Below are 21,323 nucleotides of genomic sequence, written 5' to 3'. Positions count from 1 at the left end.
ATGATCCTCTCCCCCCTCTGGCTGCCGGTGACGCTGGCGGCCGCGCTGTTCCAGTGCTGGCGCACCGCGCTGCAGCAGAAATTGCGGGGCCAGCTTTCGGTCAACGCCGCCGCGGTGGTGCGCTACCTCTACGGCGTCCCGGTGGGGGCGCTGCTGCTCGCCCTCTACCTGCTGTTCGCGGGCGGCACGCTGCCGGCGCCGACGGCCTGGTTCCTGCTGCTCTGCGCCGCCGGCGGGCTCGGGCAGATCCTCGGCACCAACCTGCTGATCATGGCCTTCGGCCACCGCGGCTTCGCGGTCGGCACCGCCTACGCCAAGACCGAGGCGGTGCAGGGGGCGGCGCTGGCGCTGGTGCTGCTGGGCGAGCGGATCTCGGCGCTCGCCTGGGTCGGCATCGGCATCAGCGTGGCGGGGGTGCTGTGGCTCTCGCTCGCGGGCAAGGCGCGCTCCGCGGGGGAGGTGCTGCGCGCCACGGTGCAGCCGGCGGCGCTGTGCGGCCTCGCCTCGGGCTTCTTCTTCGCGCTCACCGCGGTGCTGATCAAGGCGGCGAACCAGGAGCTGCCGGGCGAGGACCCGATCCTGCGCGCGCTGGTCACGCTCGTCGTCACCAACGTCCTGCAGACGATGATGCAGGGCGGCTGGCTGCTGTGGCGGGAGCCCGAGCAGGTGCCGGCGGTGTTCCGCACCTGGCGCAGCAGCGCGCAGGTGGGCGCGCTCTCCGCCTGCGGCTCGGCCTGCTGGTTCACCGGCTTCGCCCTCGCTCCCGTCGCGCTGGTGCGCGCGGTGGGGCAGGTGGAGATCCTGTTCACCCTGCTGTTCAGCCGCTTCTACCTGCGCGAATCGCCGACGCGGGCGGAGGTGGCGGGGGCGCTGATCCTGGTGGCGGGCGTCGTGCTGGTGCTGGCCGGGCGGTAGGGGCCGCCCCGCCACGTGCCTCAGCCCTCGAACATCGCGCGGATCGCCGCCGGGTCCACCTCCTCGACCGTCGGCGGGGTCCAGGAGGGCTTGCCGTCCTTGTCCACCAGCACGCTGCGCACGCCCTCGCGGAAGTCGGGGTGGCGGTGCACCACCACGCGGGTCAGGCGCAGCTCCCTTTCCAGGCACTCGTCGAGCGTCGACCCGGCGCCGCGGCGGATCAGCTCGAGCGAGACGCAGAGGCTGGTCGGCGACATGCGGCGCAGGATCGCCGCCTGCTCCGCCGCCCACTCCGTGCCCTCCGCCTCCAGCGCGGCCAGGATCTCCCGCACGCTGTCGCGGCCGAAGCAGCGGTCCATGGCGGCGCGGTGCGGGGCGAAGGAGGCCTCGGGCAGCGGCTCGGCGAAGCGCGCCACCACCGCGGCGTCGCCCTCGAGCAGCGCCGCGCGCAGCGCCGGCAGCCGCTCGCGCGGCACGTAGTGGTCGGCGAGGCCGGCATGCACCGCGTCCGCGCCCTTGAGCCGCGCCCCGGTCAGCGCCAGCCAGGTGCCGACCGCGCCCGGCAGCCGCGGCAGCACGTAGGAGGTGCCGACATCGGGGAAGAGGGCGATCGCCGTCTCCGGCATGGCGAGGAGCGCGTTCTCCGTCACCACGCGCGGGCCGTTGTGCACGGAAAGGCCGATGCCCCCGCCCATGCAGACGCCGTCGATCAGCGACACCCAGGGCTTGCCGAAGGTGGCGATGCCGCGGTTCACCGCGTATTCCTCGCGGAAGAAGGCCTCCACCCCCTCGGTGTCGCCGGCGAGGGCGAGGTCGCGGATGCGGCGCACGTCGCCGCCGGCGCAGAAGGCGCGCCCGCCCGCCCCCTCCAGCACCACGAGGCGCACCGCCGGGTCGTCCCTCCAGGCGTCGAGCGCGGCCTGGAAGGCGCGGATCATCGCCTGGTCGAGCGCGTTCAGCGCCTTCGGGCGGTTCATCAGCAGCGTGCCGGCCGCCCCCTCGCGGCGGGCGATCACGGTGGGCTCGGCGGTCTCGCTCACGCGACGCTCCTCGGTGGCTGTGCAGGGGGCGTCGCCTAGCCCGGCCGCCGCCGGGCGGCAACCCGGCGGGGCGGCCGGCCGCCTCAGGCCAGGGAGGCGATGATCTCGCGGTAGGCCTGCTCGGGGAAGGCTTTCATCGTCCTGGTCGCGACCGCGCCCTGGGCGACGAGCATCAGCGTGAAGCGGGCGGCGATGGCGTCGTCCGGCGTCTCGTAGATCAGCAGGAAGTCGTGCTCGCCCATGGTCATGTAGAAGCCGATGAAGCGGCCGCCCATCTCCTCGAGCTGCCGCCTGGCGGCGTCCAGGCGGCGCGGCGAGTCGGTGATGGCCCGCGCACCCTGCTCGGTCCAGCGGCCGAGCGCGACATAGGTGGTCATGGCTCGCCTCCTCCTTTCGCGGCGGCTTCCGCCGTCCTGTCCCGGCCTGCGGCCGGCGTGCGCCACAGGTCGGAAGGCGGGGCCGGCGGCACCAATCACGACCGGCGGCGGCCCGGAGAACGTCCCGGCCCCGGCGGGGCGGCGCGCCTCCGCCGCCGCCGGGCGGCCGGTTCGCCGCTCCGGCGACGCCGCCGCGGATCGGGCGCTACTAGCGGCGCGCCATCAGCCCGACCACGGCGGCGGTCAGCGCGGCGCCGATCAGACCCTTCTTCGCGCTCTGGCTGCGCAGCAGCGGCAGCAGCAGCGCCGCGCGCGCCGTCTGGTCGCCCACCTGGCGGAGCGCGTCGTCGCGCACGCGCTCCGCCTCCTCCGCCACCGCGTCGGTCCGGTGCCTGGCGGCCAGCCAGCCGAGCAGCGCGGCCAGCACGAGGTCGACGGCGGCGATGACGAGCGCCGCCGCCACCGCCCCCTGCCGAGGCGCCAGCCAGGCATAGGCGGCGGCGTGCAGCATGATCAGCAGCATCAGGCCGAAGACGGCGGCGCCGGCCGCGAACCCCGCCTGCATGGCGTAGCCCTGGCCCATGCGCCGCCAGCGCAGCCCCTCGGCCTGCGCCGCGATGCGGAGCAGGCTGAAGACCCGGAACATCGCCGCGCCGCCGGCCTAGCGGTCGCGCGAATAGACGTAGGTGTTGCCGCCCATCAGCCGCCCGAGCAGGTAGCCGCCGAGGGCCGCCACCACCACCGCCACGATCGGCCGCTCGCGCACCGTTTCGGACAGCGCGTCCGCCTGGTGCTCGATGGTGTCGCGGGCGCGGTTGGCGTAGCTCTGCACCTGGTCCGCGGCGCCGGCCAGCGCCGGGGTGACGCGCTCCTGCATCAGCCGCTCGACCTGCGCGCGGAGCTTGGCCAGCTCCTCCCGCGCATCCTCTTGCAGCCGGTCGGCGGAGGCGGCCGCCTGGTCCCGCAGCTTGCGTGCGTCATCGGAGAAGTCGTTCGCGGCGCTGCCCATGCCTCGCTCCTTTCCTGGGGGGAACGTTGTCGGGAACGCGGGCCGGGCGGGACGGTTCCGCGCCCGGCCGGTCGCGCGGACGTCAACCGCAGGCCCGGTCGCCCGTTGCTCCAGCCGCGCATACTGCGCCGAGACCGATGCGGGAGACAATGCCATGCCCAGCGCCCTGAACCGCCGCGCCCTGCTGCTCGGCGGCGCCCTCGCCGTCACCGCCACCTGCGGCTTCCGCCGCCCGGCCTCGGCGCAGGGCGCGGCCGCGGGCCCGCACACCCTCCCCCCCCTGCCCTACGCGCCCGACGCCAACGAGGCGGCGATCGACGCGCGGACCATGGAGCTGCACCACGGCGCGCACCACCGCAGCTACGTCAACAGCCTGAACGAGGCGCTGCGCGAGCATTCGGCGCTGCAGGGGATGCCGCTCGACGAGCTGCTGGCGAAGCTCGGCCAGGTGCCGGAATCGGTGCGCACGCGCGTGCGCAACAACGGCGGCGGCCACGCCAACCACAGCATGTTCTGGGAGATCATGGGCGGGCGCGGCGGCGAGCCCTCGGGCGAGCTGATGCAGGCGATCCGCCGCGACTTCGAGGGCTGGGACCGCTTCCGCGAGCGCTTCGAGCAGGCCTCCACCGGCATCTTCGGCTCCGGCTGGGCCTTCGTGACGGTGGACCGCGAGGGGAAGCTCGAGATCGTGCAGAAGCCGAACCAGGACACGCCGCTGATGGAGGGCAAGCGCGTGCTGATGGGCAACGACGTCTGGGAGCACGCCTACTACCTCCGCTACCAGAACCGCCGCGCCGAATATGTGCGGAACTGGTGGAACGTGCTCAATTGGGAGCGCATCGGCGAGCGTTACGCCGCCGCCAGGGCGGGCAACCTGCGGATCTGAGGCCGGCCCCGCGCCGCCCCGGCCTACGGGGCGGAACCGGAGGCCGCCCGGCGCGGTTGGAACGGGTCGCATGGGCGTGAAGCCCCGGAGCGCCTCGCGGGCGCCGGACCGCGAGGGACGCACGACCGGCGCCCTCCGCCGCGGCCCGGTGCCGCCCCCCGGGGCGCGACGCCGCCCGAGCGAACCCCCTGAGGAGAGTTGCGCCATGGCCCATCCGCGCCTGAAGCCGATCGACCAGCAGGTGATCGTCATCACCGGCGCCAGCTCCGGCATCGGCCTCGCCACCGCCCGCCTCGCCGCCGCGCGCGGCGCCAGGCTCGTCCTCGTCTCCCGCAACGGGGAGGCGCTGCGCGAGATCGTCGAGGAGCTGCGCGGCCGCGGCGGGGAGGCGATCCACGTCGTCGCCGACGTCGCCGACCGCACCGCCCTGGAAGCCGCCGCGCGCCGCGCCGACGAGGCGTTCGGCGGCCTCGATTCCTGGGTCAACAACGCCGGCGTCTCGATCTACGGCACGCTCGAGCAGACCCCGGTCGAGGACCATCGCCGGCTGTTCGAGACCAACTACTGGGGCGTGGTGAACGGCTCGCTGATCGCGGTGCGGGAGCTGCGCCGGCGCGGCGGCGGCGCCATCGTCAATGTGGGCAGCGTGCTGTCCGACCGCGCGATGATCCTGCAGGGCGCCTATTCGGCCAGCAAGCACGCGGTGCGCGCCTTCACCGACGCGCTGCGCATGGAGCTCGAGCGCGACGGCGCGCCCGTGAGCGTCACCCTGGTCAAGCCCTCGAGCATCGAGACGCCGTTCCAGGAGCACGCGCGCAACCTGCTCGGCAGCCAGGGAGTGCGGGTGCCGCCCCCGGCCTACGACCCCCGCCTCGTCGCCCGCGCCATCCTGCACGCCTGCGAGCATCCGCGGCGGGAGCTGGTGGTGGGCTTCGGCGGCCATGCCATCGCGCTCGCCGGCCAGCTCGCGCCGCGGATCACCGACCTGGTGATGGAGGCGATCGGCCAGGCGGCGCAGACCACCGACCGCGCTCCCTCCCCGGCGCGCGCCGACAACCTGCGCGCCCCGCGCGAGGACGGCACGGAAATGAGCCGCACCCGCCCGGTGGCGCCGGTGCGCCGGACCAGCCTGTTCCTGGAGGCGCAGCTCCATCCGGTGGCGACGCTGGCCGGCCTGGCCGGGCTCGGCACGCTCGCGGTCGGCGCGGCGACGGCGCGCCGGCTCGGCGAGGGGCGGGTGCGCCGCCGCGCGCGCCGGCGCGGAGCAGGCTGGGGATGGTGGTGAGCGGGGGCGGCCTCGCCGGAAGGTGACCCGGCCGCCCGGAAGGCGGCGGCGTGGCCCGCCGGGGCGGGCCATGGCGCGGGCGCGGCGGGGTCAGCCCGCCGCGTCGAGCCGCCGCAGCCCCGCGGCGAAGCGGCGCCAATTGGCCACGTAGGCGCGGGCGGAGCGCCGCAGCGCCTCCACCGCCTCGTCGTCCAGGGTGCGCACCGCCTTGGCCGGGGCGCCGATGATCAGCGAGCGGTCCGGGAACGCCTTGCCCTCGGTGACCAGGGCGTTGGCGCCGATCAGGCAGGAGGCGCCGATCCGCGCCCCGTTCAGCACCGTCGCCCCCATCCCGACCAGGCTGCCGGCCCCGATGGTGCAGCCGTGCAGGATCGCGTGGTGGCCGACGGTCACCTCTTCCCCGACGGACAGGGGAAAGCCGGGGTCGGCGTGCAGCATCGCCCCCTCCTGGATGTTGGCGCGCGCGCCGATGTCGAGCAGCTCGTTGTCGCCGCGCAGCACCGCGCCGAACCAGACGCCGACATCGGGGCCGAGCCGCACCATCCCGATCACGTGCGCATCGGGCGCGATCCAGAAGTGCCCCGCCTCCGGCAGCGTCGGGCGGTGCTCGTCCAGGGCGTAGATCGGCATGGCGTTCCCTCCTGCGCGGGCCTTCCCCGCCAAGGGTGTAGCGGCGCGGGCGGGCAGGCGCCACGGGCCGCTTGCCCCTCCGGGCCGCGGGCGCGCATCCTGGCCGCGGACGCGGCTCGGGAGGGCGCCATGGACGAGGACCGGTTCAACATGTCGGTGCGCAAATTCCTCAAGGTGGTCGGCGTGACCTCGCAGCGTGAGATCGAGCACGCGGTGCGCGAGGCGATGCGGGAGGGGCGGCTGCGCGGCGACGAGACGCTGAAGGCCAGGGTGACGCTCACCCTCGAGGGTGTCGGGCTGCGCCACGAGGTGGAGGACGAGATCGCGCTCCGCTGAGCGGGCGGGCGCCATGCCGCCCCGCGCCTACCTCGCCGGCCCCGACGTGTTCCTGCCGGAGGCGCGCGCGCATGCGCGGCGCAAGGTGGAGATCTGCGCCCGCCACGGCATCCTCGGCCGCCCGCCGCTCAACGAGGACGTCGCGAGCCTGGCCGGCATGGCGGAGGCGGAGGCCTGGCTCGCCATCTTCCGCAAGGACCTCGCCATGATGGAGGAGTGCGATCTCGTCATCGCCAACCTCACGCCCTTCCGCGGCGCCTCCGCCGATGCCGGCACGCTGGTCGAGCTCGGCTGGTTCCTCGGCCGCGGCAGGCCGGTCTTCGGCTATTCGAACAGTGCCATCCTGTTCGCCGAGCGCAGCCGCCGGCAGGTCGCCGCCATTCCCGACCCGGTGCCGGACCTCTCGGTGGAGGGGTTCGGCCTGCCGGACAATCTGATGGTCGCGGGGGCGGTGCTCGACGGGGGCGGGCACCCGCTCGTGCTGCCGCCCGACGGGCGAGACCGGCCCTTCGACGCGCTCGACGTGTTCGAGCGCTGCGTCGCGCTCGCCGCCCGGACGCTCGGCCTCGCCCCGGCGGCCGATTAGAGCAGATCGCGGACGGCCGGAAACAGCCGGGAGCGTGACTCTGCTCTGCAAACATGGGCCGGAGCCGTTTCCGCGTTCATGACCGAGCGGAAACGGCTCCAGCGCCCGATCGGCGGCGGCCTGCCGCCGATCGGGCGAGCCTCAGTGCACGATGCGCCGCGCCGCCTCCGCATAGCCGAGGCGCCGCTCCGGCGGCACCGGGTGGCGCCCGGCGACGCGCTCGAGCAGCAGGCGCGCATCCTCCGCAAGCCCCGCCTTCATCGCCGCGTCGAGGAAGAGCTGCTCCAGCACGTCCTGCTGCGCGTGGCTGCCGCCAAGCGCGTGCATGACCCCGAGCGCCGGGCGCATGGCCCGCACCGCGCCGGCATGGTCGCCCCTGGCGTGGCGCAGCACCGCCTCGCAAACCGGCAGGGCGCAGCGGGCGACGATCGGCGCCGTGGTGCCGCCATTGGCGCGCGCCCAGTCGCGCATCGCCTCCATCATGCGCCGCGCCGCCTCCCACCGCTCCGTGGCGCAGAGCGCCATCATCCAGTGCGGCAGGGTGAAGGCGCTGCGGCAGTCTCCGATCCGCGCCTCCGCCTTGTCGGCGAGTTCCACCCAGCGGTCGCCCACCTCCACGCCGTGCCGCTGCAGGCGGAACAGCATGGAGGCGGCGTTCTGCACGTCGATGTAGAGGTCGGGCTGCTGCCGGGTGACCGGCGAGGCGAGGTTGCGGAACCCCTCGTCGTAGAGCGCCAGCACGCGGGCGAATTCCCGCCGCTCCAGATGGTACATCGCCTGGTGCCACCAGATGTGGTGGACGATGTTGCTGCCGCCCTCGAAATGCGGCTTCAGCCCCTCGATCCAGGCGATGCCCTCGCCGCGGCGGCCCTGCATCTCCAGCACATGCGCGACGGCATGCACCGCCCAGAGCTCGCCCGGATCATGCTCGATCGCGGCGCGGCCGGCCGCCTCGGCCACCGTGTAGTTGCCGCACTCCTCGTTGGCGAAGCTGCGGCAGGCGAGCAGGCTGCTCCAGTGCGGCATGGTGGCGTCCCAGCGCGGCAGGACGGTCTCCACCGCCTTCAGCATCTGCTCCGGCCGACCGAGCCAGAAGGCGCAGAAATGGTGCAGGCGGAAGGCCAGGATGTCGCGGGGATGGTCGGCCAGGATCTGCTCCCAGATGGCGAGCGCCCGGTCCATCTCGTCCTCCGCCCAGGCGGCGAGCGCCGCGGCGTGGGCCTGCTCGCGCGCGGTGGCGCCGGCGGTCAGGCGCCGCGCCGCCTCCGCCGCCTCCCTCGCCGCCGCGACGTGCGACTGCCGGTAGGCGAGCAGGGCGAAGCAGCCCTCCAGCACGTGGGCAAGCCCGAACTCCGGGTCCGCCCGCAGCAGCGCCTTCAGGCGCAGCGGCGTGTCGAAGCGGTATTTCAGGTATCCCTCGAGGACGGCGTCGAAGCCGCGCGCCGCCTCCTCGGAGACGGTGCCGAGCGCGTGGCCGTGGGCATCCTGCGGCATGGAACCTCCTCCTCTCCCTGCCCGATCATGCCGCCCCGCCGCGGTGCGATCCACCGCGGCGGGGCGCTCACGCCTCGATGCCGAACTCGGCCAGAACCTCGGCCGTGTGCTCGCCGAGCGCGGGGGCCTTCACGCTCCAGGGGCCGAGGCCGGGCAGGACCGGAAAGGGCATGGTGCCGAGGCCGGGCTGCTCCAGCGGCACCGCCGAGCCCGTCGCCCGCACATGCGGGTCCGCCAGGTAGGAGAGGGGGTCGTTCACCAGGTCGCACAGCATGCGCGCGGCCTGGAAGCGCCGCACCCATTCCGCGGCGGGCTGCTTGAGGAAGGCCTCGCGGATGAGGGGCAGCAGCGTGTCGCGGTGCTCGGCGCGGGCGGCGTAGGTGGTGAAGCGCGGGTCGGCGGAGAGGTCCGGCAGGTCCAGCACCCGGCACATCTGCGCGAATTCCGGGTCGCGCAGCATCGCCACCATCACCCAGCGCCCGTCGCCGGCGAGGTAGGTGCCGGAGGGCACGTTCAGCGCCCCCGGCGGGCCGCCGACCAGCCCGTGCTCGGCGATGTTGAAGCCGATCAGCGCGGCGGCGGAGTGCATCAGCGACACGTCGAGCACCCGCCGCCGCGGCGCCGCGCCGGTCAGCCGGTCCCGCTGCTGCTCGGCCAGCGCCGCCTGCACGGCGATGAAGGCGGAAAGCCCCGTGGTCACGTCCACCGCCATGATCGGGCCGGTGCGGTGCGGCACCCCGTCCATGCCGGCGTTCAGCGCCACCATGCCGGTGAAGGCCTGGGCGACGCCGTCGGTGCAGGGCCGCTCCGCATAGGGGCCGCGCTGGCCGAAGCCGGAGATGGAGAGGAACACCACGTCGGGCTTGCCCGCCTCCGGCACGATGCCGAGGCGCCTCGCCACGCCGGGGCGGAAGGCCTCCAGCATCACGTCGGCGCGGGCGGCGAGGGCGGCGGCGGCGGCGCGGCCCCTCTCGTTCTGCAGGTCGAGCACGACGCTGCGCTTGCCGCGGTTGAAGGCGACATGCATCACGCTCTGCCCCTCCCGCCGCGTGGACAGGCCGCGGGACCAGTCGCCGGCCGGCGGCTCGATCTTCACCACGTCGGCGCCGCAGGCGGCGAGCAGGGTGGCGCAGTAGGGGCCGGCGATCCCCTGGCTGGCATCCAGCACGAACAGGCCCCGATAGGGCCTCGGCGCGTCCTCCATGGCGTTTCCCCTCGCAAGGTTCAGGCCCTATCCTGCCCGGAACCGGAACTTAGGGAAGGGATGTCGGGCATGCGCATCACGCGCCGCCTTGTCATGGCAGGCCTCGCCGCCGCGCCGGCCGCGGCGGCGCGGGCCGCGGCCTGGCCGCAGCGGCCGGTCCGCCTCATCGTGCCCTATCCGCCGGGGGGACCGACCGACCTCCTCGCCCGCGTCCTCGCGCAGCGGCTCGGGGAGGACCTGCCGCAGCCCTTCGTGGTCGAGAACCGCACCGGCGCCGCCGGCGCCATCGGCTCGGAGGCGGCGGCGCGCGCCGCGCCGGACGGGGCGACCTTCCTGGTCAACGCCTCGGCGCATGTCATTGTGCCGCACCTGCAGCGCCTGCCCTACGATCCGCTGGCCGATTTCGAGCCGGTGACCGCCATCGCCGCCGTGCCCCTGATGCTGGTGGTGACCAACGGCCTGCCGGTGCATTCGGTGCAGGAGCTGATCGCCTATGCCAGGGCCAATCCGGGGCGGCTCTCCTACGCCTCCTCCTCGCAGGGCGGCGCGCCGCACCTCGCGGGGGAGCTGTTCAAGCGCATGGCCGGGGTGGACATGCTGCATGTGCCCTATCGCGGCAGCGGCCACGCCCTGCCGGACCTGATCGCGGGCAACGTCCAGGTGATGTTCGATTCCATGTCGAGCAGCGCCGCCGTGGTGCGGGACGGGCGGCTGCGCGCGCTGGCGGTGACCACCGCGCAGCGCCAGCCCGCCTTCCCCGACCTGCCGACCATGGCCGAGGCGGGCCTGCCCGGCTACGAGATCGCCACCTGGTACGGCATCTGGGCGCCGGGCGGCACCCCGCCCGAGATCGTGCTGGCGATGCAGCGTGCCGTGGCGCTCGCCGTGCAGGCGCCGGAGGTGCGCGAGCGCCTGGCCGCGCTCGGCGCCCAGCCGCTCGCCGACCCGCCCCGGCACTTCGCCGCCTTCGTCCAGGCCGAGCACGAGCGCTGGGGCCGCCTCATCCGCGAGGCCGGCATCGGAGCCGGCCAATGAGGGCGCTGGTCTGCGCCTCCTGGCGCGATTTCGACGCGCTGGAGCTGAAGGACATCCCCCCGCCGCCGCTGCGGCCGGGGACGGTGCGGATCCGCGTCGCCGCGGCCGGCGTCAGCTTCGCCGTGCAGCTCGTGGTCGCGGGCAGGTACCAGCGCAAGCCGCCGCTGCCCTTCGTGCCGGGCACCGAGGCGGTGGGCACGGTGATCGAATCCGCCCCCGACGTGGCGGACCCGCCGCCCCCGGGCACCCGGGTCTTCGCCGTGCTCGACTGGGGCGCCATGGCCGAGGAGGCGGTGGTGGACGCGATCCACGTCGTCCCGCTGCCGGACGGGCTGCCGCTCGAACCCGCCATCGCGCTGCCCATCAGCTACCCGACCGCCGCCGCCGCCCTGCTCTGGCGCGCCCGGCTCGGGCGCGGGGAGTGGGTGCTGGTGCAGGGCGCGGCCGGGGGGGTGGGCCTCGCCGCGGTGGAGGTGGCGAAGGCGGTCGGCGCCCGCGTCATCGCCCGCTGCGGCGCCGCCAAGCACCACCTGCCGCAGTCCCGCGGCGCCGAGGCGGTGCTCGACAGCGCGCTCCCCTTCCGCCAGGCGGTGCAGGAGATCACCGGCGGCGAGGGCGTCGCCGTGGTGGTGGACACGCTGGGCGGCGCCGCCTTCGACGAGGGGCTGCGCTGCCTCGGCGATGGCGGGGTGCTGCTCACCCTCGGCTTCGCCGCCGGGGCCATCCCGCAGCTCGCGGTGAACCTGCTGCTGCTCAAGAACATCGGCGTCGCCGGGCTGAACTGGGGCACCTATGTCGGCTGGTCGCCAGGCGACAACCGCCACCGCCACGCCCCGCGCGTGCGGGCGCTGTGGGACCAGCTCCTGCACTGGTGGGGGGAGGGGGCCATCCGCCCCGAGATCCACGCCGCCTTCCCGATCGAGCGGTTCCGCGAGGCGATGGCGGAGGTGCGCGGGCGGCAGGCGGCGGGGCGGGTGGTGCTGCGGCCCTGATCCGGGCCGCACCCCCGCCGCGCGGCAGGCGCGGCTGGCGGCCCGCCCGGCCCGGGCGTAGCCTTCCCGCCCATGACCGACTCCACCGGGGCCGCGCCCGCGCCGCCGCGCGCCGATCCCCGCCTCGTCGCCGCCATCGTCGCCAGCGCGCTGTTCATGCAGAACCTGGACAGCTCGGCGGTGATGACCGCCCTGCCGGCGATGGCGCGCGACCTCGGCGAGGAGCCGGCGCGGCTCGGCGTCGCCATCACCTCCTACCTCGTGGCGCTGACCGTGTTCATCCCGCTCTCCGGCTGGGTGGCGGACCGGCTGGGGGCGAAGCGGGTGTTCATGGGCGCGATCACCCTCTTCACCCTCGCCTCCCTGCTCTGCGCCCGTGCCACCGGCCTGCCGGAGATGGTGGGGGCGCGGGTGCTGCAGGGCCTGGGCGGGGCGATGATGGTCCCCGTCGCGCGCCTCCTGCTGCTGCGCCAGGTCCGCAAGGAGGAGATGCTCTCCGCCATGGCCTGGCTGACCATGCCGGCGCTGCTCGGGCCGATCAGCGGCCCGCCGCTCGGGGGCTTCCTGACCGACGCCTTCGGCTGGCGCAGCGTGTTCCTGATCAACCTGCCGATCGGCGCGCTGGGGCTGGTGCTGGTGGCGTGGAAGATCCCGCCCGCGCCCCCCGCCGACCCCGGCCCGCCGGACCGCGCCGGGATGCTGCTGATCGGCCTCGCCCTGGCGCTGCTGATGTTCGGGCTGGAGACGGTGGGGCGGGGCGTGATGCCCGCAGGCCTGCCGGAGGCGGGGCTGCTGGCGGGCCTCCTCGTGGGCTGGGCGGCGGTGCGCCACTGCCGGCGGGCGCGGCGGCCGGCGGTGGACTTCTCCCTGCTGCGCATCCCCTCCTTCCACCAGGCGGCGATCGTGGGCAGCCTGTTCCGCACCGGCGCCGGCGTCACCCCCTTCCTGGTGCCGATGCTGCTGCAGGTGGGGTTCGGGCACAGCGCCTCCGAGGCCGGCATGGTCTCCTTCGCCACCGCGCTCGGGGCGCTGGCGATGAAGCCGATCGTGCGGCCGATCCTGCGCCGCTTCGGCTTCCGCACCGTCATCACCGCCGGCGCGCTGCTGGCCGGGGCGAGCATCGCGGTCTGCGCCGCCTTCAGCGCCGCCTGGCCGCTGCCCGCGATCTTCGCGGTGCTGGCGCTGGGCGGGCTGTTCCGCAGCCTGCAATTCACGGCGCTGAACACGCTCGCCTTCGCCGACGTGCCGCAGCAGCGCCTCTCCGCCGCCACCAGCTTCTTCGGCACGCTGCAGCAGCTTTCCCCGGCGCTCGGCGTGGTGCTGGCGACGGCGACGCTGGAGGCGAGCGCGGCGCTCGCGGGGCGGCATGCGCTCTCGGTCGGGGATTTCGCCGCGGGCTTCCTGGTGGGAGGCGCGCTGGTCGCCGCCTCCGCCCCCTTCTTCGCGCGCCTGCCGCCCGATACGGGGGCGGCGGTGAGCGGGCACCGCGTGGCGGGATGAGCGCCGCCCGCAGGCGGCGGCGCGCGGCCCGTGCCGGCGGGCTTGCCTGCGAGCCTCCTCGCCCGTTCGGGCGCGTCCGCCGGAACGGGACCGGCATCAGAGCAGCGCCAGGGTGTGGCGGGCGATCATGCGCTCCTCGTCGGTCGGGATCACCAGCGCCTCGACGCGGCTGCCCGGGGCGCTGATGCGCGGGCCGTGGGCGGCGTTCGCCGCCTCGTCCAGATCGAGGCCGAGCCAGGCGCAGCGCCGGCAGATCGCCGCGCGCACCGGCGCCGCGTTCTCCCCGATGCCGGCGGTGAACACCACCCCGTCCAGCCCGCCCAGCGCCGCGGCGAGGGAGGCGACGGCGCGCGCCGCGCGGTCGCAGAACACCTCGAGCGCGAAGGCGGCGCGCGGCTCCGCGCTCGCCAGCAGGGCGCGCACGTCGGAGGAGACGCCGGACAGGCCGAGCAGGCCGGAGCGGCGGTAGAGCAGCTCCTCCACCGCCTCCGCCGCCATGCCCTTCTGCCGCAGGAGGTGCAGCACCACCCCCGCGTCCAGCTCCCCCGCGCGCGTGCCCATGGGCAGCCCGTCGAGCGCGGTGAAGCCCATGGTGGTGGCGACCGAGACCCCCTCCCGCATCGCGCAGGCCGAGGCGCCGTTGCCGAGGTGCAGCGCCACCACCCGCCCGCGCGCCAGCGCCGGCGCGCGCTCCGGCAGGACGGCGGCGATGTACTCGTAGGACAGGCCGTGGAAGCCGTAGCGGCGGATGCCCTCCTCGAACATCGCGTGCGGCAGGGCGAAGGCCTGCGCCACCGCCGGCATGGTGCGGTGGAAGGCGGTGTCGAAGCAGGCGACCTGCGCGAGGCCGGGGTCGCGCGCCAGCACGGCGCGGATCGGCGCCAGGTTGTGCGGCTCGTGCAGCGGCGCGAGCGGCACCAGCGCCTCCAGCTCGGCGAGCAGGGCAGGCGTGACCCGCACCGGCCGCGCATGGCGCGGCCCGCCATGCACCACGCGATGGCCAAGCGCAGCGAGCGGCCGCCCGCCGAGGTGCCGCCGCAGCCAGGGCAGCAGCGCCTCCGCCGCCTCGGCCGGGTTCGCCGGCGGCGGGTCGGGCAGCGGCGGGTCGAGCGGCGCGCCGGCGGCATCCCGCGCCCGCGCCGCCGGCCGGGTCCCGATCCCCTCCACCTGCCCGGAGAGCAGCCGCCGCTCGCCCTCGTAGAGGGCGAATTTCAGCGAGGAGGAGCCGGCGTTCACCACGCCGACCAGCGGCGCCGCGCCCATGCCGCCTTCAGCCCGGCGGCGGCGCGCCGAGCGCCGCATTGGCCTCGCCGAGGGCCGGTGCGCCCCGGCGCACCGGCGGGCGGGCGCCATCGAAGCTGACGGGCAGGCCGACCCCCTCCAGCGCGACTCCCGGCACCGGCTGCAGGATGCCGAGCGCCCGCACCTGCGGGTGCGCCGTCGCCGCGGCGATGTCGTGGATCGGCGAGCAGGGGATGCCGGCCGCCTCCAGCGCCGCCTCCCACTCGGCGCTGGTGCGGGCGCGCATCGCCTCGGCCAGCATCGGCACCAGGAGGTCGCGGTGGGCGATGCGGTCCCGGTTGGTGCCGAAGCGCGGGTCGGCGCCCCATTCCGGGTGGCCGAGCACGGCGCAGAAGCGGGCGAACAGCCGGTCGTTGGCGGCGGCGACCACGATCTCGCCATCCGCCGTGTCGAAGGCCTGGAACACGATCAGCTTCGGGTTGCCGGTGCGGTCGCGCGGCGGCTGGCGGCCGGTGGCGCCGAAGCCGGCGATGTGCTGCGCCATCCAGCCGAGCCCGGTCTCCAGCAGCGAGGTGTCCACCACGCAGCCCTCGCCCGTCGCCTGCCGGCGCTGCAGCGCGGCGAGGCAGCCGAGCGCCGCCCACACCCCGGTGCCGAGGTCGAGCACCTGCATCCCGACGCGGGAGGGCGGCCCGTCGGCGGTGCCGTTGACGCTGAACATGCCGGCGAAGGCCTGCACGATCGGCTCGTAGCCCGGCGCCCGCGCCATCGGCCCGCGCGCGCCGAAGGCGTGCAGGTTGCAGTAGATGAGGCGCGGGTTGAGGGCGCGCAGCGCCCCGGCGCCGAGGCCCAGCGCGTCGAGCGAGCCGGGGCGCATGTTCTGCACCAGGATGTCGGCGCCGCGCACGAACTCCCGCAGCCAGGCGACCGCCTTCGGGTCCTTCAGGTCCAGCGCCACGCTGCGCTTGTTGCGGTTGACGGCGTGGAAGGAGGTGGCGACGCCGTCCACGAAGGGCGGGCCCCAGCCCCGCGCGTCGTCGCCCCCGGGCCGCTCGATCTTCACCACCTCGGCGCCGAGCATGCCGAGGATCTCGGCGGCGTAGGGGCCGGCCAGGTTCTGCGCGATCTCCACCACCTTGATGCCTTCGAGCGGCAGCATGGCCCGGCCTTCCCCTTCCTGGACGGGGCGAGAGTGGGCGGGGCGCCGCGCACGGGTCAAGGCGCCGCGGCGGGCGTCAACCGCCCGTTCACCTCCCCCGGCCATGCTGCGGCGGAGCGGGGCGCGCCCGCCTCGCCCGAACACGCGCATGATCCGGGGAGGCGCCGCCATGCCGCAGGAGGATCCGGTCGCCGAACGCGCGCGGGAGGCGCGGCTGCGCATCGCCCGCCACCTGGCGGAGCTGCACCGGCTGCACCTCGCCCTCGCGCAGGAGAGCCGCGCCCTCAAGCGCTTCACCGCGGAAGGCCAGGCGGCGGTGGAGATCGAGGTCGCGGCCGAGATGCTGGAGCAGTACCTCGCCGCTTCCGGCGCCTTCCTCGAGAACATGCGCGGGCGGTTCGAGGCGCGGCTCGGCCTGCTCCGCCGCGGCGAGCCGCCGGGGGGCGAGGCCGCTCCCGGCCATGGCGGGTTCTGGCTCGGCTTCTCCCGCCTCTGCGCGGCGCTGCGCCGCGCCGAGCACCGCAGCCGCGCCTGACCCTCCGTCCGCCCCCCGACCGGTGCCGGGGCGCGAGGGGCGCGCATTTGACGAAATGATGCCGCGCCGCGTCGCCGGGGATCCCGGAACGCGGCCCGCGCCGCCCGATGCGCCGGGCAGCCGGAGCGTCGGCAAACCTCGTCTCCCATGGACTCTTGCGACGAGGGGGCCGGGCCGGTTCGCCGGGGGTCGTGGCGGGCACGCCGCCGCCGACGGCAGCCGCCGAGGCGGACCCGGCCGGCCCGCGGCTCTTCGTGGACGCCACCGCCCCGCCTCGGGGCGCGGGGATCGGGCGCGGCGGGCGGTGCTGCCGGGCAGCCACGGCCGGGTGAGCGTGACGCTGGCCGGCGCGCGAGGTCGTCACCCGCGGGGCCGCGCAGAGCGCCGGCCCCGGCATGGTCGCCTTCCTCGCCCGGATCGGGGCCCGCTGCCCGGCAGCGCGCCGGATGGCGGCTGATCGCCGGAACGCCACCGACAGCCGCGCCCCATCCGGGCCTGCCTCGGCACCATCGGCCGGTGGAAGGGCGAACTCGCCTCCCTCCCGGCCGCTTCCACCCGGTCCGGACACCACCCGATACGGGTTCCAGCGGAGCGGAGGCGTATCAGGCGGTCCGGCGCTCGAGCAGCTCGATCGAGATGCCCTGCGGGCCGCGGATGAAGGCGATGCGCAGGCCGGGCCGGGCCTGCCGCGGCTCCATGGTGAAGGCGACCCCCTTCGCCTTCAGCTCCGCCGCCACCGCGTCGAGGTCGTCCACCCGCAGGCCGAAATGGTCGAGCCCCTGATGCGGCGGGGAGGGCGGCGGGGCGACGCTGCCATCCTCCGGGACCTGGGCGATGAAGACGTTCTGGCCGCCGAGCCTGAGGTCGATCCGCGGCTTGCCGTCCTGCGTGCTGCGGATCACCTCCGCGTCCAGCATGCGCTCGAACCAGGCGGCGGTCGCCTCCGGGTCGGGGCTGCGCAGGTGGATGTGGTCGAAGCCGAAACGGGACATGCCTTCTCCTCCCGGCTGCCTGGGGGTGGAAAGCCTAGAGCGGATCGCGGAGGGCCGGAACCGGCCGGAAGCGTGAAGCCGCTCCGCGGAGGATGGGCGGGAGCGCTCCCGGCGGCCGCCGCGGCGTTGTGCCGGCGCCCCCAGCAAGCTAATCGGCATCCCGCCACCACCGGGAGGGTCTTCGGGGCCATGCTGACGCAGAAGGCGAAATACGCGCTGCGGGCCCTGGCGGTGCTGGCGGAGGCCGACCCGCGCGTGCCGCTGCCGATCCACGAGATCGCCGAGCGGGCGCGCGCGCCGCAGAAATTCCTCGAGGCCATCCTGCTCGAGCTGCGCCGCCACGGCGTGCTCGCCAGCACCCGCGGCAAGGCGGGCGGCTACGGCCTGGCGCGGCCGGCGCGCGAGGTGCGGGTCGGCGAGGTGATCCGCATGGTGGACGGGCCGCTGGCGCCGATCCCCTGCGCCAGCCTCTCCGCCTACCGCCCCTGCGCCGACTGCCCGGACCCGGCCACCTGCTCGATCCGCCTGGTGATGCGGCGCGTGCGGGATGCCACCGCGGCGATCCTCGACGGCACCAGCATCGCCGACCTCGCGGCGGTGCCGCTGGCCGAGGAGGCGGTGGAGGCGGACTGATGCGGCCGGCGGTCTCGCCGGAGATATCCGCGCGCAGGGCTGCCGGGATCCTGACGCCTGATCCGCAGGCGGATCGCGCTGTAGGGCGGCTGGCGCGACGGGGCCCGAAGCGGCGGCCGCCGGCAGGGGCGGCACGCGGCCTTGACCGCCGCCGCGGCGGGCCCGCAGCCTCGCCACGAAGGGGATTCGGCACCGGATGGACCAGCAGACCGAGCTTTCCAGGGTGAAGGCGCGCATCCGCGCCCTCGCCGCCAAGACCGTGGAGCGCGGCTGCTCCGAGGCCGAGGCGATGGCCGCCGCCGCCAAGGTGGGCGAGCTGCTCGACATCTACGGCCTCTCCATGTCCGAGGTGGAGCTGCGCGAGGAGGCCTGCGTGCAGCGCCGCATCCCCGCCCACGGGCCGGGGCGGGTGGCGCTGCGCTGGCTGTTCCCCGCCCTGCTGCGCTTCTGCGAGTGCCGCGGCTGGACCGACGGGCGCCACGACCTCGTGCTGTTCGGCCTCGAGCCCGACGTGCAGATGGCGGAGTACCTGCTGCACGTGATCGCCCGCGCCCTCGCCTGGGAGGAGGCGCAGTACCGCCGCGGCCCGCACTATGCCGCCGCCCGCCTGCCGCCGCAGGCGGTGCTGCGCAGCTTCCGCTACGGCTTCGCCGACCGCGTGGCGCGGCGGCTCGACGCGATGGCGGAGGAGCGGGCGGCGGCGCAGGCGGCGCGGCGGGCGGCGGCGATGGGCCGCGCCGCCTCCACCGCGCTCGTGCTGGCCAAGGAGCGCAAGGTGGAGGAGGCGTTCCGCGGCCTCGGCCTGCGGCTGCGCACCGTCTCCGCCACCGCCACCATCCGCGACCGCAGCGCCTGGAGCCGGGGCGCGGAGGCGGGCGGGCGCGTGCGGCTGGAGCGTCCGGTCGGCGCCGCACCGGGCGCGGGGCGGCTGCCGCGGCGGTAGCGATTCCGGTTGCCGCGCCGGGCCGCCCGGCCCACCCTTCCCGCCCCACCGGAGGGAGAGCCGCCATGGTCGTCGTGCAGATCAACTACCGCCGCCCCGACATGCCGAAGGCGGAATGGGAGGCGCGCTACACCGACGAGCGCGCGGCGCAATTCCTCTCCGTCCCCGGCCTGCACTGGAAGATCTGGCTGGACGGCGAGGCGGAGCGCCTGGCCGGCGGCCTCTACCTGTTCGAGGACCGCGCCGCCGCCGAGGCCTACGTCAACGGCCCCATCGTGGCGCGGCTGAAGGCCAACCCCGAGCTGTCCGAGGTGCAGATCCGCGTCTTCGAGGTGCGCGAGCGGATGAGCGCCATCACGCGGGCGCCGCTGCCGCACCTCCGCGCCGCCGCGGAGTAGCCATGCCGCCCGCGGCGCGCCGCGCCGCCCGGGCCGGGGCCGGGCGCCTCTACGCCTGGGAGGACCGGGTGGTGGCGCCGCGCGATCGCTCCCTCGTGCCCTTCGCGCGGCTGCAGGCGCTGGTGGACCATGTCTGGGCGGCGGAGGGGCTGCGCTTCCCCCCGCGGGTGCGCCCGCTGCCGCGCCAGGCGCGCCGCACCCTGGCCCGCGCCACCCGCCTCGCCATCGAGGCGCCGGAGGCGCTGCCGAGCTGGGTGCTGCTGCACGAGATCGCGCACGCCATGACCAGCACGGCGGAGGGCGCGCATGACGGGCACGGCCCCGCCTTCGTCGGCATCTACCTCCGCCTGCTCGTGCGCCATGCGCGCATGGACGGGGCGGCGCTGGCGCGCTCCCTCGCCGCGGCGGGCATCCCCTTCGACCCGGAGGCGCGCCCCGCCTTCCTCGACGGACCGTCGCCGGCTACCCTCCGCCGCCACAGGCGGGAGGGAACCGGATCATGCGCTTGAGGCTCGTCTTTGTCGGCGCCGGCGCGGTCGGCGGCTATGTCGGCGGGCACCTCGCCCGGCTCGGCCACGACGTGACGCTGGTGGATGCCTGGCCGGCGCATGTGGAGGCGATCCGCGCCCGGGGCCTCGCCCTCTCCGGCCTGACGGAGGCGGAGAACGTCACCGTCGAGGTGCCGGCGATGCACGTGACGGAGGTGCAGGGGATCGCGAAGCAGCGGCCGGTGGACATCGCCTTCGTCTCTGTGAAGTCCTACGACACGCCCTGGGCGACGCACCTGATCGCGCCTTATTTGAGCGAGACCGGCTTCGTCGTCTCCCTGCAGAACGGCATCAACGAGGAGACGATCGCGGGCATCGTCGGCTGGGGCCGCACCGTCGGTATGATCGCCGCGACCCTTTCGGTGGAGCTGCACGAGCCCGGGCGCATCCGCCGCACCGTGCCGCTCGGCGGCCTCGGCGGGCAGGCGGTGTTCGGGGTGGGGGAGGTGCATGGCCGCGTCACCCCGCGCGCCGAGCGCCTCGGCGCGATGCTCGGCGGCATCGACACGGTGAAGGTGACGACCAACCTCTGGGGCGAGCGCTGGACCAAGCTCTGCGTCAACGCCATGCGCAACGGCATCAGCGCCGCCACGGGGCTGTCCGGCAACGACTGCGACCGCGACGCGCGCCTGCGCCGCTTCGCCATCCGTGTCGGCGCCGAGGGGGTGCGGATCGGCCAGGCGCTCGGCTACAGCCTGGAGGCGATCCAGCGCATCCCGCCCGAGGTGCTGGCCCGCGCGGGAGAGGGCGATGCCGCCGCGCTCGACATGGCCGAGGGGACGATTCTCGCCACCGCGAACGCCGGGAAGCGCAGCGACCTGCAGCGCCCCTCCATGGGCCAGGACATGCGGAAGGGCCGGCGCACCGAGATCGATTTCCTCAACGGCCACATCGTCCGCGAGGGCGCGCGGGCGGGCCTGCCCGCCCCCGCCAATGCGGCGCTGGTCGAGGCGGTGAAGCGCGTCGAGCGCGGCGAGGTCGAGGCGCGGCCGGAGAACGTCGCCGGCATCAACCTGTAGCGCGGGCCGCCCGCCTCAGCGCGGACGCACCTCGTCGCGCAGGAAGTAGAGTGCGATCGGCTGGCCCTCCGCCCCGCCTTCGGCCAGGCGCAGGCGGATCAGGTCGCCCTCGGTCGCCTCGGCGGTCCAGGTGCTGCCCTGGAAGACGGTCATGCACCGCCCGTCGCGGTGCGCCTGGGCGAGCAGCCGCGGCCCGGCACCCTCGGTGCCGCGAAGCTGGCGGAGGACGCGCAGGGCCTGGGGGTCGGCGCAGCCCACGGTGCCGTCGGCCACCACCCGGTAGGCGGTGCCCTCCGCCGCCTCGGCGGGCGGCGGGGCGGGGCGGCCACCGCGCGCCTCGCGCGGGGCAGGGGCGGCGGGCGGCCGCGCCGCGGGCGGCGGGGCGGGCGGACGCGTCGCCCGGGCCGTCGCCGGCGATGGCGAGCCGGGGCGGAGCTCGGAGGGCGCCTCGCAGGCCGCCAGGAGGGACAGGGCCGCTGCAGCCAGGATGGTGCGAATCATGACCATGGATTGAAGAGCCGACCCGACATCGCCCGTTGCGTCAAGCACGCCCAGGCCGCATGGA

At 75.6% G+C, this 21,323-nt stretch carries 25 protein-coding genes; 14 read left to right on the top strand and 11 right to left on the bottom strand.

What is annotated here, in order from left to right:
* Positions 1-915: a DMT family transporter gene (locus tag ET526_RS00520; RefSeq protein WP_135465700.1), complete on the top strand. Its 915-nt coding sequence runs from the start codon at positions 1-3 to the stop codon at positions 913-915.
* A 20-nt stretch (positions 916-935) separates the two neighbouring features.
* Here ET526_RS00520 and ET526_RS00515 read toward each other — a convergent pair whose 3' ends face one another.
* The 4 genes from ET526_RS00515 to ET526_RS00500 form a co-directional block, all read right to left on the bottom strand.
* Positions 936-1,955 (bottom strand): enoyl-CoA hydratase/isomerase family protein, encoded by a 1,020-nt coding sequence (locus ET526_RS00515; RefSeq protein WP_135465699.1) that lies wholly within the window; start codon positions 1,953-1,955, stop codon positions 936-938.
* An 83-nt stretch (positions 1,956-2,038) separates the two neighbouring features.
* Positions 2,039-2,332 carry a GYD domain-containing protein gene (locus ET526_RS00510; protein WP_135465698.1) on the bottom strand — a complete coding sequence of 98 codons (294 nt, stop codon included), beginning with the start codon at positions 2,330-2,332 and terminating at the stop codon, positions 2,039-2,041.
* Positions 2,333-2,540: 208 nt separating this feature from the next.
* Positions 2,541-2,978, bottom strand: coding sequence for a phage holin family protein (locus ET526_RS00505; RefSeq protein ID WP_135465697.1), 438 nt, complete (start codon positions 2,976-2,978; stop codon positions 2,541-2,543).
* Positions 2,979-2,993: 15 nt separating this feature from the next.
* Positions 2,994-3,341 carry a hypothetical protein gene (locus ET526_RS00500; RefSeq protein ID WP_135465696.1) on the bottom strand — a complete coding sequence of 116 codons (348 nt, stop codon included), beginning with the start codon at positions 3,339-3,341 and terminating at the stop codon, positions 2,994-2,996.
* 154 nt (positions 3,342-3,495) lie between these two features.
* On the opposite strand from ET526_RS00500, the gene ET526_RS00495 reads away from it, so the two are divergent.
* Both ET526_RS00495 and ET526_RS00490 read left to right on the top strand, forming a co-directional pair.
* Positions 3,496-4,227, top strand: a complete 732-nt coding sequence (locus ET526_RS00495) for a superoxide dismutase (RefSeq protein WP_135465695.1) — start codon at positions 3,496-3,498, stop codon at positions 4,225-4,227.
* Positions 4,228-4,432: 205 nt separating this feature from the next.
* Complete coding sequence (locus ET526_RS00490) at positions 4,433-5,512, top strand: SDR family oxidoreductase (RefSeq protein WP_135465694.1); 1,080 nt, start codon at positions 4,433-4,435, stop codon at positions 5,510-5,512.
* A gap of 90 nt (positions 5,513-5,602) precedes the next feature.
* Here ET526_RS00490 and ET526_RS00485 read toward each other — a convergent pair whose 3' ends face one another.
* On the bottom strand, positions 5,603-6,142 hold the full coding sequence (locus tag ET526_RS00485; RefSeq protein ID WP_135465693.1) for a gamma carbonic anhydrase family protein: 540 nt from the start codon (positions 6,140-6,142) through the stop codon (positions 5,603-5,605).
* A 129-nt stretch (positions 6,143-6,271) separates the two neighbouring features.
* Here ET526_RS00485 and ET526_RS00480 point away from each other — a divergent pair, with 129 nt between their 5' ends.
* Positions 6,272-6,478, top strand: a complete 207-nt coding sequence (locus ET526_RS00480; protein ID WP_135465692.1) for a DUF6494 family protein — start codon at positions 6,272-6,274, stop codon at positions 6,476-6,478.
* A gap of 13 nt (positions 6,479-6,491) precedes the next feature.
* A complete protein-coding gene (locus tag ET526_RS00475; RefSeq protein ID WP_135465691.1) occupies positions 6,492-7,064 on the top strand; it encodes a nucleoside 2-deoxyribosyltransferase in 573 nt (190 codons plus the stop codon).
* Positions 7,065-7,205: 141 nt separating this feature from the next.
* Here the strand turns inward: ET526_RS00475 and ET526_RS00470 are convergent, their stop codons facing one another.
* Entirely contained in the window at positions 7,206-8,558 is a 1,353-nt protein-coding gene (locus ET526_RS00470) for a tetratricopeptide repeat protein (protein ID WP_135465690.1), read from the bottom strand.
* A 67-nt stretch (positions 8,559-8,625) separates the two neighbouring features.
* Positions 8,626-9,762: a CaiB/BaiF CoA transferase family protein gene (locus ET526_RS00465; RefSeq protein WP_135465689.1), complete on the bottom strand. Its 1,137-nt coding sequence runs from the start codon at positions 9,760-9,762 to the stop codon at positions 8,626-8,628.
* Positions 9,763-9,831: 69 nt separating this feature from the next.
* Between ET526_RS00465 and ET526_RS00460 the strand changes: the two genes are divergently transcribed.
* The 3 genes from ET526_RS00460 (at position 9,832) to ET526_RS00450 (ending at position 13,289) form a co-directional block, all read left to right on the top strand.
* Complete coding sequence (locus tag ET526_RS00460) at positions 9,832-10,797, top strand: tripartite tricarboxylate transporter substrate binding protein (protein WP_135465688.1); 966 nt, start codon at positions 9,832-9,834, stop codon at positions 10,795-10,797.
* Entirely contained in the window at positions 10,794-11,789 is a 996-nt protein-coding gene (locus ET526_RS00455) for an NADPH:quinone oxidoreductase family protein (RefSeq protein WP_135465687.1), read from the top strand. Before ET526_RS00460 ends, ET526_RS00455 begins: the two co-directional genes overlap by 4 nt.
* A gap of 72 nt (positions 11,790-11,861) precedes the next feature.
* Positions 11,862-13,289, top strand: coding sequence for an MDR family MFS transporter (locus ET526_RS00450; RefSeq protein WP_135465686.1), 1,428 nt, complete (start codon positions 11,862-11,864; stop codon positions 13,287-13,289).
* A gap of 96 nt (positions 13,290-13,385) precedes the next feature.
* On the opposite strand, the gene ET526_RS00445 is transcribed toward ET526_RS00450, so the two are convergent.
* The gene (locus tag ET526_RS00445) at positions 13,386-14,552 is read right to left on the bottom strand and encodes an acetate/propionate family kinase (protein ID WP_135465685.1); all 1,167 of its coding nucleotides are present in this window, start codon (positions 14,550-14,552) and stop codon (positions 13,386-13,388) included.
* A gap of 7 nt (positions 14,553-14,559) precedes the next feature.
* Entirely contained in the window at positions 14,560-15,690 is a 1,131-nt protein-coding gene (locus ET526_RS00440; RefSeq protein WP_135465684.1) for a CaiB/BaiF CoA transferase family protein, read from the bottom strand.
* A 169-nt stretch (positions 15,691-15,859) separates the two neighbouring features.
* Here ET526_RS00440 and ET526_RS00435 point away from each other — a divergent pair, with 169 nt between their 5' ends.
* Positions 15,860-16,225 (top strand): hypothetical protein, encoded by a 366-nt coding sequence (locus ET526_RS00435; protein WP_135465683.1) that lies wholly within the window; start codon positions 15,860-15,862, stop codon positions 16,223-16,225.
* A 602-nt stretch (positions 16,226-16,827) separates the two neighbouring features.
* On the opposite strand, the gene ET526_RS00430 is transcribed toward ET526_RS00435, so the two are convergent.
* Positions 16,828-17,217: a VOC family protein gene (locus ET526_RS00430; protein WP_135465682.1), complete on the bottom strand. Its 390-nt coding sequence runs from the start codon at positions 17,215-17,217 to the stop codon at positions 16,828-16,830.
* A gap of 189 nt (positions 17,218-17,406) precedes the next feature.
* Between ET526_RS00430 and ET526_RS00425 the strand changes: the two genes are divergently transcribed.
* The 5 genes from ET526_RS00425 to ET526_RS00405 all read left to right on the top strand — a co-directional run bounded on the left by ET526_RS00425 (position 17,407) and on the right by ET526_RS00405 (position 20,758).
* Positions 17,407-17,850: an RrF2 family transcriptional regulator gene (locus ET526_RS00425; protein WP_135465681.1), complete on the top strand. Its 444-nt coding sequence runs from the start codon at positions 17,407-17,409 to the stop codon at positions 17,848-17,850.
* 196 nt (positions 17,851-18,046) lie between these two features.
* Positions 18,047-18,793, top strand: a complete 747-nt coding sequence (locus ET526_RS00420) for a DUF7168 domain-containing protein (protein ID WP_135465680.1) — start codon at positions 18,047-18,049, stop codon at positions 18,791-18,793.
* Between the two features lie 65 nt (positions 18,794-18,858).
* Positions 18,859-19,191, top strand: a complete 333-nt coding sequence (locus ET526_RS00415; protein ID WP_135465679.1) for a YdhR family protein — start codon at positions 18,859-18,861, stop codon at positions 19,189-19,191.
* A 2-nt stretch (positions 19,192-19,193) separates the two neighbouring features.
* Complete coding sequence (locus tag ET526_RS00410) at positions 19,194-19,700, top strand: hypothetical protein (protein ID WP_135465678.1); 507 nt, start codon at positions 19,194-19,196, stop codon at positions 19,698-19,700.
* Positions 19,691-20,758, top strand: a complete 1,068-nt coding sequence (locus ET526_RS00405; RefSeq protein WP_135465677.1) for a ketopantoate reductase family protein — start codon at positions 19,691-19,693, stop codon at positions 20,756-20,758. Before ET526_RS00410 ends, ET526_RS00405 begins: the two co-directional genes overlap by 10 nt.
* Before the next feature lie 15 nt (positions 20,759-20,773).
* On the opposite strand, the gene ET526_RS00400 is transcribed toward ET526_RS00405, so the two are convergent.
* Positions 20,774-21,265, bottom strand: coding sequence for a hypothetical protein (locus ET526_RS00400; RefSeq protein ID WP_135465676.1), 492 nt, complete (start codon positions 21,263-21,265; stop codon positions 20,774-20,776).
* Between the last annotated feature and the right edge of the window lie 58 nt (positions 21,266-21,323).

The sequence above is a fragment of the Crenalkalicoccus roseus genome (assembly GCF_004761865.1).
GTDB lineage: Bacteria > Pseudomonadota > Alphaproteobacteria > Acetobacterales > Acetobacteraceae > Crenalkalicoccus > Crenalkalicoccus roseus.
Note: the sequence above shows the minus strand (reverse complement) of the source record. Positions and strands in the feature narration are given on the sequence as shown.